Source organism: Sporomusa acidovorans, assembly GCF_900101845.1.
Taxonomy (GTDB): domain Bacteria; phylum Bacillota; class Negativicutes; order Sporomusales; family Sporomusaceae; genus Sporomusa; species Sporomusa acidovorans.
On record NZ_FNAM01000009.1, the window covers coordinates 128,345 to 140,723 of the forward strand.

12 protein-coding genes and 2 tRNA genes are annotated in these 12,379 nt (G+C 43.4%); 1 reads left to right on the forward strand and 13 read right to left on the reverse strand.

What is annotated here, in order from left to right:
- Positions 1–391 precede the first annotated feature (391 nt).
- From BLR65_RS08770 to BLR65_RS08830, 13 genes are all read right to left on the reverse strand, one after another.
- Complete coding sequence (locus BLR65_RS08770; RefSeq protein WP_093793813.1) at positions 392–931, reverse strand: carbonic anhydrase; 540 nt, start codon at positions 929–931, stop codon at positions 392–394.
- Positions 932–1,229: 298 nt separating this feature from the next.
- A complete protein-coding gene (locus BLR65_RS08775; protein ID WP_093793814.1) occupies positions 1,230–2,489 on the reverse strand; it encodes a benzoate/H(+) symporter BenE family transporter in 1,260 nt (419 codons plus the stop codon).
- A 65-nt stretch (positions 2,490–2,554) separates the two neighbouring features.
- The gene (locus BLR65_RS08780) at positions 2,555–3,349 is read right to left on the reverse strand and encodes a beta/alpha barrel domain-containing protein (RefSeq protein WP_093793815.1); all 795 of its coding nucleotides are present in this window, start codon (positions 3,347–3,349) and stop codon (positions 2,555–2,557) included.
- A gap of 26 nt (positions 3,350–3,375) precedes the next feature.
- Positions 3,376–4,164, reverse strand: coding sequence for an IclR family transcriptional regulator (locus BLR65_RS08785; RefSeq protein WP_211285252.1), 789 nt, complete (start codon positions 4,162–4,164; stop codon positions 3,376–3,378).
- A 193-nt stretch (positions 4,165–4,357) separates the two neighbouring features.
- Entirely contained in the window at positions 4,358–5,443 is a 1,086-nt protein-coding gene (locus BLR65_RS08790; protein WP_093793816.1) for a M24 family metallopeptidase, read from the reverse strand.
- An 88-nt stretch (positions 5,444–5,531) separates the two neighbouring features.
- The gene (locus BLR65_RS08795; RefSeq protein ID WP_176772714.1) at positions 5,532–6,995 is read right to left on the reverse strand and encodes a hypothetical protein; all 1,464 of its coding nucleotides are present in this window, start codon (positions 6,993–6,995) and stop codon (positions 5,532–5,534) included.
- Entirely contained in the window at positions 6,996–7,613 is a 618-nt protein-coding gene (locus tag BLR65_RS08800) for a 4Fe-4S binding protein (protein ID WP_093793817.1), read from the reverse strand. It lies immediately after the preceding gene.
- 115 nt (positions 7,614–7,728) lie between these two features.
- The gene (dmpG, locus tag BLR65_RS08805; protein ID WP_093793818.1) at positions 7,729–8,742 is read right to left on the reverse strand and encodes a 4-hydroxy-2-oxovalerate aldolase; all 1,014 of its coding nucleotides are present in this window, start codon (positions 8,740–8,742) and stop codon (positions 7,729–7,731) included.
- Between the two features lie 5 nt (positions 8,743–8,747).
- Complete coding sequence (locus BLR65_RS08810; RefSeq protein WP_093793819.1) at positions 8,748–9,617, reverse strand: acetaldehyde dehydrogenase (acetylating); 870 nt, start codon at positions 9,615–9,617, stop codon at positions 8,748–8,750.
- 27 nt (positions 9,618–9,644) lie between these two features.
- Positions 9,645–10,418, reverse strand: a complete 774-nt coding sequence (locus BLR65_RS08815) for a 2-keto-4-pentenoate hydratase (protein WP_093793820.1) — start codon at positions 10,416–10,418, stop codon at positions 9,645–9,647.
- A gap of 33 nt (positions 10,419–10,451) precedes the next feature.
- Positions 10,452–11,351 (reverse strand): molybdopterin-binding protein, encoded by a 900-nt coding sequence (locus BLR65_RS08820; protein WP_093793821.1) that lies wholly within the window; start codon positions 11,349–11,351, stop codon positions 10,452–10,454.
- A gap of 456 nt (positions 11,352–11,807) precedes the next feature.
- Positions 11,808–11,881 (reverse strand) — tRNA-Gly (locus tag BLR65_RS08825).
- 76 nt (positions 11,882–11,957) lie between these two features.
- Positions 11,958–12,034: transfer RNA gene (locus BLR65_RS08830), tRNA-Met, on the reverse strand.
- Between the two features lie 93 nt (positions 12,035–12,127).
- Here BLR65_RS08830 and BLR65_RS08835 point away from each other — a divergent pair.
- A partial coding sequence (locus BLR65_RS08835; RefSeq protein WP_093793822.1) for a transposase occupies positions 12,128–12,379 on the forward strand: 252 nt, incomplete at its 3' end.

Genomic DNA, 12,379 nt, shown 5'->3' on the forward strand with positions numbered 1-12,379 from the left:
TAGGTTTGGAAGGAGTATGCCTAGGTATACCCTGCTGCTCCTATTTTGGGCGGTCAACAATGATTTTTTTCTAAAGTCAAAAAAGTCCTTGCTCATTCAACAAGCAAGGACTTTTTACATTGCATTCATTTTTTGGAGCGAAAAACGAGATTCGAACTCGCGACCCTCGCCTTGGCAAGGCGATGCTCTACCACTGAGCTATCACCGGTACAAAATCCCACTCGAAATCCCCTACAGTTTAATCCCCAAAGCCTTTACTTTACACTATGTAAGAAGGTCACGAAGCAATTAAATTGATAAAAAGACAAAGGAATCTGTCTCGACAAATGTCAGCATTTTGACATCTGGAGACAGCTATCTCTTCATTACATTAGTTAATTTTTTACGAAGCTCATTTTTTAATTAAATATAGTTCATTATCTTCTATATTGAAAAATAGGGGGGCAACTAAAATTTTCGGATATCTTGCTTTTAATCGTACAGCCTCACTAATAACGAAATCTATTTCATTTCCAAGCTCATACATCGGCGCAAAATTCATAAAATGTTCCTCTGCAGCTTTCTCGTTCCAGCCTGCGTTTTCAACTAAACCTTTAATGAATCTTTCTTTCTTGGAATATAAGTTTACCATGCCACAATTATTATGACCTAATAAGGCTATCGCCTTTACCCCCCCCAGAGCAACGCAATATGATACTTTAAACTCACTATAACGTAAATTACCCCCACCGCTGCGCAGTATATAGGCGAAATTTTCAGGAATGCGAAGATTTTTTCGGTAATCCATACACATTCCTATCAAAACTTGAGCTTTCGAATATGAGTCATGGGAGCTACGAAGATTATGATATTCAACAAGTTTTCCAATCGGGGTTTCTCTATACTCGGGAAAGATATCTTCCTTGGTGGATACACGAATTAATCTATCCATTATGCTCATTCCTTTCCAATCAATCCGAGTTCACTTTCGTTTCTAATTCCAAATTGTTGGTAAGCAGTGCATTTAATATTATCGTAAACTTCTTTAAGTGGTATCTCGTACTCTTCAGCTATTCTACGGCAATCCTCATATTTGAGTAAGCTTTTCACAAATGGTTAACAACTTCTGGTAGCGTACTATTACTAATGACCAATGTGACAAGTCGTAAGTCCAGTGTTCTTCTTTTAGGAAGTAGCGGGCGACAATCGCCACCCGCTACTTATTGCTATTAGATTATTACTTAATAGACTTATTTTGCTGTTTCGAGCAGTTTTCCATTCTCTGTCTTATTAAGTTTAAAATCTTCTCTTTCAACGATGAGAGAGGTCAGGAGACCAAGAATGATTGCCCATAAAGGAGCACCAATATTTAAAATGGAGAGATTGGTAACCGCAACAAAGAAAGCCACTAAAGCGCCCGTTCTGAATCTACCGGCAAAAGCTCCTTGAAAAGCACTTTTGAAGACTTCAAACATAGCTAATCCTGCTAAAACAGCCGTAAATTCTTTAGGAACCATCTTCACCGATTCAACAATAATCTTTGCCAACAAAGCAAAACTTACCCAAAAAACCCCTTCTGCAAACGCCGCGATAAAGCGATGTTCTTTCTTTTCACCTGCAGAAGGACCAGCACAAATCGCTGTACTCGGACCTGCAGTTACAGCCGGATGAGCTCCAAATAAAGAGTTAATAAACGTACCGATAGCCGGAACTAGATACATGGCATTGATCGGTACTTTATAATTGGCTGCCATAAGAACCCCAACAGCCTGAATGTTCTGAACGCCAATGACCAGGAAGAAGAGAGGAAAACTAATATCTAAAATTGCCCGTAAGGAAAATGTCGGCAGGGCTAAAACCGGTTTAGAGATTTCAAAGGAGAGGGGAACGGGAGTGATCAGATTAGAGGCGGCTAATGCAACTATCCCAACAATAATCGCTACAATAATCGGGGGGACCTTTTTTGCGAAACTTTTAAAAGCCATTATACCAAAAAACGATATTACCATAAAACCGTAAACTTGAGGCATTTTAATAGCAGCTGTAAACATACCTATACCGAAGCTTAACAATACACCGCCAACCATACCCAACATAACAGGTACTGGAATGTGCTCCACGAATTTCTTCATTAAACCGGAAATTGTAAGAATTAACGTGACCACACCTACAACAATATAGGCACCTACAGCCTCACTCAGTGTAAAATTCGGCAGTATTTTAGCAAGCATGACGGCCCCTGGAATAGTAAACGCTGTAACAACTGGTAACCGGTAACGCAAAGACATAAATATTGTTGCTAATCCACCGATAAGATAAATACCCAGGAGCCAAGAGACAGCTTGGGCATCTGTCAAATTACCCGAATTAGCAGCGTTAAATACAATCATACCTGGGCCCATAGTACTAAAGAGGGTAGCTACTAAACCTGTGGCAATTGCACCTAAATTTTTGTTTTTCCATAAGATTCCAAGACTCTCACTTATGCTATATCCCTTTTCAATAATCATAAACTTTTCTCCTTTTGTGCATATCTTAAAAAATCTCCTGCTTCTAGGTGAGTTCCAGCCAAGCCTTAACCTTCGACATCAAGACTAAAATCGAGTAATGGTGCATCAAGAATAGCTCGACCAACATCAATAATATCCGGTCCAAGTGTGACGATGTTATGCAATTCTTCCATGGTTACACCGCCGGCAAAAGCCAACTGTATACGTTCTCGCCAACCCTCAGCTTCCGCAGCAGCCCTTACAACTTCGAGGTCCTCGAGAACACCGGTATCAACCATTAAAATGCCTGCGCCGGCCTGTACTGCGGATCTAGCCTCTTCGACAATGCCTTGGGTCTCGCCGCGTAATTGGGCAACTACTAAACGTTCTGAGTCAAATAATTTTGCCCTACCTATGGCTGTGCTAACTTCTCCAAACATCCGAATATAGTTTTTGTCTAAATAAATAAATGGCATTTCGGACATCCGTTGTCCAGCCCCACCCGTTATAGCCGCTTGACGTAGTTCTCCTTTAATAGCCTGACCTACCTTTTTCCAAGCACCACAAACAACCTTTACCGGACTTGCTTTTTTCACAATATCTGCTGCAGCTGTGGCTACTCCAGAAGGTTTCCCGATGGCTCCCATAAGCATTTCCTCTGCCTTAGTGACCATTTCAGCATTGCCCCGAGCAACAAACACCACGGTACCGGGGATTAACGCCGCACCTTCCTCTGCCACCGAGCGAACGTCCAGACCGATATCAGCTGCCAGTTCCTTTAATTTTGCGACTCCTGATAGTATTCCATTTTCCCGAGCCCTAATCGTGAATCCATAGGACCGACCTTTGAGTGGTTCAAACAGAAACTCTCGCAACTCCATCCTATCACCTCATCTCTGTCTACATTTCATGCACGATATCCTAGATGCAACGAAATCTCCCGCCCAATCCTAACCATTAGGCTTACAATGGATTCAAGCTCGTCCCCTTCAAACCGTGATAAAGTCCCAGATACACTAATCGCGGCACAAACATTTCCTGTATAATCGCGCAATGGCACCGCTACACAACGTAAGCTTTCCATGATCTCTTCATTATCTATGGCATAACCTTGTTGTCTTACTTGCTTCAGTTCCTCTTCCAAGAGGTGAAATTCGGTAATCGTGTTTTTGGTATAACGGGATAAACCCTTCGTGCTAATTATACTTTTTACTTCTTCAGCCGGAAGATTTGCTAAGAAAACCTTGCCTACACCAGTACAGTGAGCTGGCAACCTTGTACCAACTTGCGAGACAATTCGCAAAGATTTTGTACATTCTCGCTTGTCAATATATAGGACCTCACCTTTATCTAAGACAACCAAATGAACTGTTTCCCCAAGTTCATCCACCAGAGATTGAATAAATGGGGCAGCCACTTTGCGCACATCCCAGCTATCGGCAACAACATTCCCCAAGACAAAGAGCCGCGTTCCTAGACGGTATTTACCATCCTCAGGCGACTGCTCTAAATAACCAAAATCTCTTAACGTAGCCAATAGCCCATACACAGTACTTTTTGCCAGCTGCATCTCCTTAGCAATCTCACCCAGAGACATTTCCCGCTGGTGCTCTGCAAGTAGATTCAGGATCATCAGTGCCTTAGCTACGGAACGAACCTGATTACCCGCAGCGACCGCCGGAATATCTTTAGCCAATTTTACATTACCTCCTTCTTCGATTAATCCTTCTTAATCTCTGTTAGAAAAAATGAATTAGAACTTACATGCAGAACTTCTTATTCGTTATTACCGAATATCGTTCTGAATTTTAACACAATTATACTCATTCTAAGTTGTAAATCTCTTCACAAGCAGGTTCGGTATTGTCGAGATTTTTGCGGTAATGCCGTTAATCTATTTTTGTTAGCACAACATTACCTGAGCTTTTTACTAATATGGTATCAGTAATACGGGGACCGCCTATTTTCGGAACATAAATAGTCGGCAGCAATAAATCCACCACCATATTTTCCTGAATAATATGGTTAATTTCCTTTCCAATAACGGGATAAAATTCTGACTGTCTGATTCCTACTCCATAGCCAATCTGATTCACGAACATCTTGGCATAACCATGGTCATGAATAACCTTGAACACTTTGTCGTAGATTTCACTGGAGGCAACCCCTGGCTTTAATACTTCTATCGCAACATTTTGCGCCTCTATAAGCACGTTGTAGACCTCAACGGTCTCTTTAGCGACTTCTCCCAAAAATACTGTGCGACACATTTTTGCGGTATACCCTTTATAGGACGCACCCAAGTGAATGACTACAGGCTGATTGTCTTCAATGACATAATCTCCGGCATAAGGATGCATCAATTGCTGCCGATCATGCCGCAAGACTTGCATGCGGAAGGTGCTCCCCTCCGAACCCGCCTTGCGCATAGCATACTCAGCCTCTGCAAGTATTTCAGTTTCTTTCATGCCTGGCTTAACGGATTCCATTCCTACTTTCATCCCTACTTTAAGGAACTCAGCAGCTTTTGAAATATAAGAGATTTCCTGTTCGCATTTGATTGAGCGCAAGCGATAGCAGACTTCAGCAATATCACCAAAGTAGATACCGGGCACAGTGTCACGGAGGAGCTGGTAGTCCTTTAAATTAATAAAGTACCTGGTAAAGCCGATCCTCGGATTGGCAATACCTAACTCCAGCACCAAGTCGGCGGTTTTTTTGCTGATATTCTCTTGTGGGAAGAAATAGGGAACCACTTCTAAGCCCGATCGGTCCCGCATTTGACGAGCATCCAGCCACAAGCAGAGTAGCTTCGGCTGACCTTGCGCCGGAACAATCAGGGCTCCTCCTTCAATATCTTCTACATTTGCAAAGTAGATAAGGTTCTCCCTATCCCTAATAACCGCCGCATCCAGCTCTTGTTTCTTCAGTTCCTGTTGGAGTGCGGCAATTCTCGTTACGACAATTTCGTTCACAACATCGCTCCTCGTTATTGAAAAAAGGGGGCAAACTACAAAACCCCCTTTTTTCATAATTAAAGAAACTTACTGAACAAATGCGCTTCTATTTGCTTGATTCCAATACTGAAAGGTCTACGCCTCTTTGCTTAAGCCATTTTGGCAGTAGCTCCTTATCAACCCTTTCACTAACCAGAGGTGCTTTTTCAATCAATAGTTTGGCCAATGATTCACTGACATTGAGACCGCCCATAGCACCGTCAAAGATAATTACTTGGTCTGTGCCGGTGACGTTGTAGGCAAACTTCATCGCATTCTCTGCTGTTCTCGCGGTTACGGCATAATCCATATAGCCAATATTCATGGAATCCGTATCGAATAGTTTTCCCTGCTCATCTCCCACGACAACGGTCGGAATATTCTTAGAGAAAAATTCAGACGGATATCCTGTCCATGCATAGTTATGCACACACATTTTAATGGCGGGGTTCATGGGCGGCGTCTCCTCGAGTAGCGGTTTTCCGTTTTTACGATAGAAAGCCTCAGTATACCAAGTATAAGAGGGTAGCGGCGTATTTAGGTCGTACAAATCAGAATTAGCCCCTAGGAAATTTGCATAAATAACCCCTGCTGAAAATACATACGGTACTGGGCAAGGGAAATCAAGTACGGCAATGCATTTATCAATTTCGCCAAATAGGGTCATAATTTTTCCGTAGAGCTGGCAGCCAACGAAAGTTGCACGGTCGTTAAGGGCATACAAATCGTTGTCGCAGTCAGCACCAATTACGCCATGTGGTCCACAGTTCAAAAATGCAGCAAAGGCGAATTTACTTTGCACAAACTCGGACTCAAAAATAGCACGTGCAGTAAAGTTTGCTGCCCGAGGTCCCAGATTCTGATGGTAGGTACTGCGAGTTTCGCAACGCGCATAGGACATACCAAACGGTTTTACAGCTTTATCTACCTGTCTGTGGAAATGCACCTCACGAACGTCAGTATGATGCGCATGGATAATCCAGGTTGCATCGTAAACCTTCTTAAGTCCGTACAGAGTTCCGATTTCGGTCTCGATAGCGATCCCTTCGTCGATTGGAGCTACCCCGACTGCTTTTCCTTTATAATAGGTGTCTAAGCCATAACGCTTCATATATTCTTCCGTTTCACGGAAACGCATGCCAACCCCCGCACGCAGCCGAATATCCGTGCAGCCGGTTCTTTCTTCCACAGCATCTCTAATTGCCTTAAGCAACTCAGCATAGGGTTCGCCGCCAAAAAGAGTGAATCCATGGTGGGAAGCCAAGACATTAACGGAATCTTCCGGTTTAATCATGCTCATGTCAACCTTCATCAGGGCATCATGGGCAGCTTGACGAACATTTTTTATGGCATCCGGCCCACCCGGCAGGAGTACAGGCGGTAGATCTGGGAACAATTCGCGCAGATAAAGAGAAACCATCCCGGGAAGCTCGGAAACACGGGTTTTTACAAGTTCTGGGGCAATACCATAAATAGAAGGTTTTGGGGGAATTGGCTTAATTGCCTCGTGCATTAAATCCTTATAATTCATTTATTTTTCCGCTCCTTCCGGTTTGGTATGAACAACGCGATCTAATAATTCCCGATCTTCTTGGAAGTAGAAACCCCTCTTACTGTATTTCTCGACAACGGTTTCAGGCAGAGTCCATGCAGTAGGGGTGATCCCGTACCACTGCCAACCATTTTCAACCTGTTTGAGCTCAAGGCCTGCTGCATCAATCATCCGCAGCAGCGGCTGTACACATTCAATGGTGCAGCCTGTGCGAATACCGGTCTTTGACGATACTTCTTCAGGAGTCTTCGCTCCTTCTAAGATTGCAGCGGCAACTTCTTCTGCACGCACACCCACACAGTAACATAAAATCTGTTCCGGATTGAGATGGGCTTTTTCACAGATCTCACGAATTTTTTTTGCATCATGCTTGGATACGTCCACACCAATGGTAAAGGGTTCCTCGCGCTTAACCATTTTAATCGCATAAAATGGGCAGCGAGATTCGCAGTTGGTGCAACCACGACATTCATCCGCCTTTACGTTTGCCTTTTTATCAGATACTGAAATCGCTAAAACCGGACAGACTTTCTCGCACACTTTACATCCCCTGCACACGTCGTGCTGAACTTCGGCCAACAGGGTTACTCTCTTCATCTGTTAAACCTCTCCCTTCTTTTCATATGGCATTCCAGTAATTAACTTCCGATCACAATTTGGATCTTTGTCAATCACCGCTTCCGCGAACTAATCCATTCTGGCGAATCCCCGCTTATTTTCTATTCTTCTGAGATAACTCAAACGCCACATCAATGATCATGTCTTCCTGTCCGCCTACCATTCTCCGTTTACCCAGTTCCACAAGAATATCTCTGGGGCTCAATTGGAATTTTTCAGCAGCTTTATAGGTGTGGAGTAAAAAGCTAGAGTAAACACCTGCATACCCCAGCATTAATGAAGCAGTGCTAATAACCTGCGGGCGATGCATTATTGGTTCTACAATTTCCTCTGCGACGTCCATAATGCCGTTTAGGTCAATCCCTGTGTCATATCCTAAACGGTCCAGTACCGCACATAACACTTCATTCTGAGTATTTCCAGCACCCGCACCTAAGCCCCGGCAAGTCGCGTCAATATAGGTAGCGCCTTCTTCTACAGCTGCAATTGAATTCGCGACAGACAGACCCAAATTGTTATGAGAGTGGAAGCCAATCGGAATATCAACAGCATTTTTGAGCGCACTGACTCTGGCTCGGACATCATCTGTCAACATATGACCCGCAGAATCCGCAAGGTTAATATAGTCAGCGCCGCAGTCCACAAAAATTTTCGCTTGCTCCACAATCTTTTCCGGTGATGCCATATGGGCCATCATCAGGAATCCTACTGCCATCATCCCGATACTCTTGGCATATTTGATATGCTGAATCGCGATATCGGCTTCCGTCACATGCGTGGCAACACGCACAGCCTCGGCGCCATTTTCCTTCGCTTCCTGCAAATCTTCTATCGTTCCAATTCCAGGCAGGAGTAACACTGTCAGCTTTGCATTCTTAATCACATTGCTGGCTGCCTTAATCAGTTCAATTTCATTGGTTTTTGAGAAACCATAGTTTACGGAAGAGCCGTTGATACCATCTCCATGACTCACTTCGATCAGGCTGACGCCAACCTTATCCAATCCTTCTGCGACTGCAGTTACCTGATCTACCGTAAAACTATGACTAACTGCGTGACTCCCATCGCGAAGCGTTGTATCGACAATATTAATTTTCCCTTTTTTCATTGCGCTTACCCCTCCCTGCCTAACAATTTCGCTGCCACTTTTTCGGCAACGGCGACAGCCGCTTGATTGATAATATCAAGGTTTCCGGAATATACTGGTAGGAAATCGCCGGCGCCCTCAACTTGGACAATGACAGTTACTTTATTTCCATCGACAACAGGGGGAACGCGTAACTTGTAGCCCGGTACATAAGCTTGTACTTGCTTAACAATGTCGTTGACCGATTCTATGATTTTCTTCTCATCGGGATTTTTAACTATAGAATAAATAGTATTAGTCATCATGATTGGCGGCTCAGCGGGGTTCAAAACAATAATTGCTTTCGCTTTATCAGCGCCGCCAACAATTTCCAGAGCTTTTCTAGTTGTCTGGGTAAACTCATCGATGTTAGCACGGGTTCCTGGGCCTGCACTCAAGGAAGAAAGTGCTGCCACAATCTCGGTATACTCAGAGTCCGCCGCGCGATTAATTGCGTAAGCGATGGGAATCGTTGCCTGGCCGCCGCAGGTAACCATGTTAAAGTTATCTGCTTCAGCTATTTTGTCCAGATTCACGCAAGGAACGACATAGGGTCCTACGGCAGCAGGGGTCATATCCATGACAATTTTGCCCGCTGCTTTCAATATTGGTGCATTATATAAATGCGCTTTTGCACTTGTCGCATCAAAAACAATCTTGATATCGGGGTCTGCGGCCACAGCTTTAACACCTTCTAAGGAAGTCTTAAAGCCCAATCCTGCTGCCCTTTTAATCCCCTCCGATTCCACGATACCTGCCATTAAGTGCATTTGTAGGTGTTTGCTTTTCATAACCTTATACATCAAGTCAGACCCGATGTTTCCTGGACCAATAATACCAACTTTAATTTTCTCCATACCACTTTTCCTTTCTTGATTGCTAATTTATTTAAATTTAACTGTTACACTTCCCATGCCATGGAAAGTCACAGTAAAGCTATCATCTTTTGCAACTGGAATTGCGGCGGTCACTGCACCCGCCATGACGATATTGCCCTCTTTGAGTTCAATGTTAAATTCGGAAAGTTTATTGGCTAGCCAGGCTACCGCTGCTGCAGGATTTCCCAACACCTCCGCGCAGGTTCCGCTGTTAACCAGTTCTCCGTTCTTTTCTAACGTCATTCCGGTTAAACGCATATCGACATTTCCTATCGGGGTCATTCTTCCACCGATAAGAAACCGCGCACTAGAACCATTATCCGCAATGGTGTCAGCCAGTGTAATCTTCCAGTCCTTGATACGGCTGTCAACAATCTCAATGGCAGGAACTACCCAGTCGGTTGCATTATATACATCCACAACTGTTACGCCGGGACCGCGCAACGTTTTCTTAAGACAAAACGCCAGCTCTCCCTCCACCTTTGGTTGAATCAGATCATCGATTGGGCAGATTTCACCCTCGAGTAGAAGCATTTTATTAGTGAGATGACCATAGTCAGGTTCACTGACTTTCAAAAGATTTTGCATTGCTTTGCTGGTCAGTCCTACCTTCATGCCGATTACTTTTTCCCCAGCGGCAACCTTTTTAGCAACATTCTCAAGTTGAATGGCGTAAGCATCCTCCACTGACATATCTGGATTGGAAGCGGTTGGCGTTGCAATTTGATAGCATCCTTTTTCCGCATCAAATAATTCTTGAGCAATTTTTTTACAGTCCATCTAATCATTTTCCCCCTTAGTCAAATCTTATTTTTACTCATGATGTTCATGATGAAAACCCTTTTTCATTAACTTTTCAGCAAGCACAGCCGCGATTTTTTGCGCAGCAACTTCTTTACCACAGTTGTTTTTCAAACATTCCAGCAATACCCCCGCTGCGAGCCGGACTTCGTCGTTAGGGCCGGGAAAGGAAACCAACATGGAAGGACCCACTGTTCCGACTGCAATACGCACACCATCCTTGACATGGCGTCCAGTCCCACGTTGAAACTTGACGATATACGGTGTTGCAGCCTGGGGATCAATACGTAGCATACTTTCCACAGTTTTATCCTTATCCTCAGCACCTACACCGCCGGTTGTAATGATCAGCCCGAACGCGCGGGAAATTGCATCGGAAAGCTTATATTCCATATCGTCTAAATCGTCTTCCATAATATCCCCGATAGTTACCTTGTAGCCTTCTGCTTCGAGAAGTTGTTTTAAATATGGAGTATTCGTGTCCTCTATCAAATTCTGTTTTAGTTCAAAGCCCGTCGGAAAGATGATTGCCCGTTTTGCAATACGCTCTTTCATTTCATCTACCATATGGTTGACCGTTCTGCTCATTTCAAGGGGGTTTTCCCCTTCCAGACAGATTAGGCCAAGAATTCCATTGGAATGTATAAAAGATTCCTCAGTGAGGTGTACGCCTTCCAGCTTGGAAAGCGCATCAAGCAGTACCCGCTCTTTACCTACGATATTTTCGGTGGGAATATCATTCTCCATAATGTCGAGAGTAATATGATCTGGCCGGACATCCACCACCAGCACCTTACTGCTTTCAATTCCCAGCACATCTGCTACCGTCTGTGCGAGTTGAGTCAAATTTACATGATCGAGTTTAATGTGGTTGACCCAAAGTTCTGTCTTTTCTAAAAGGTTTAAGCCCATCTCCGGAACTCCTTTCTGTTGAATCCCTTTCCACCTAAATTCTTAAATCTTCAAACTTCAGCTTTGGGATATTACCTTTCCAGTTTCAGTGATTTACCTATGTTCGTTATTACCGAATGACATTCGGATAATACCCTCTAAAAAATAGCGTTTCTTTATAACGCCACCGTGATATAATATCAAGCTTAAAACGCAATCATATTTTATACTTGATTGCAGTAAAATATTCGATCCGAATGCCATTCGTTCTATATTGCCGAATGACATTCGGTTTTTTCAATTTTCTTGTTATATAATTCGCTATTGAAGAACATATTCCTGCTATCAATGATTTTTTTAATATTTTTTTTATGTTTTTTTACTACCTTGTATGATTAAGTTTATTTTAACCACAATAAGGTGTATTAGCAAAAAAATAAGCCTCACAGGAAACCCTGTGAGGCCTTGAATTTACTATGGAGCGGGTGAAGGGAATCGAACCCTCGTAGCTAGCTTGGAAGGCTAGTGCTCTACCATTGAGCTACACCCGCATGATTCATTTGATGTTAGAAACTACTGTTTCTAACTAAGCGACCATACGAAAATAAATTTCCGAATGTCTGCTTATGGTGGCGGCGCAGGGATTTGAACCCCGGACACTGCGGGTATGAACCGCATGCTCTAGCCAACTGAGCTACGCCGCCATAGGATCATTGGTGCTAGAATATAAATAGAACAAATTGAATTGAGGGTGTTCCCCAGAAGGATTACAATAAATGATATAGGGGGAACATACAATGGCAAAGCAACAGACTCAACAATTCAAAGAAGATGCCGTCCGTTATTATTACGACCATTCAGATCTTGGCGTTAAGGGTTGTGCATCAAATTTAGGAATAGGATATAGCACATTAACAAAATGGCTTAAAATCGCCAGAGAAAATAACGGCGATGTTCCGACTCGCGGATCAGGCAATTATTCTAGCGATATTGAAAAAGAAAATGCCCGCCTTAGAAGAGAACTTCGTGATGCAAAGGATGCTCTTGAT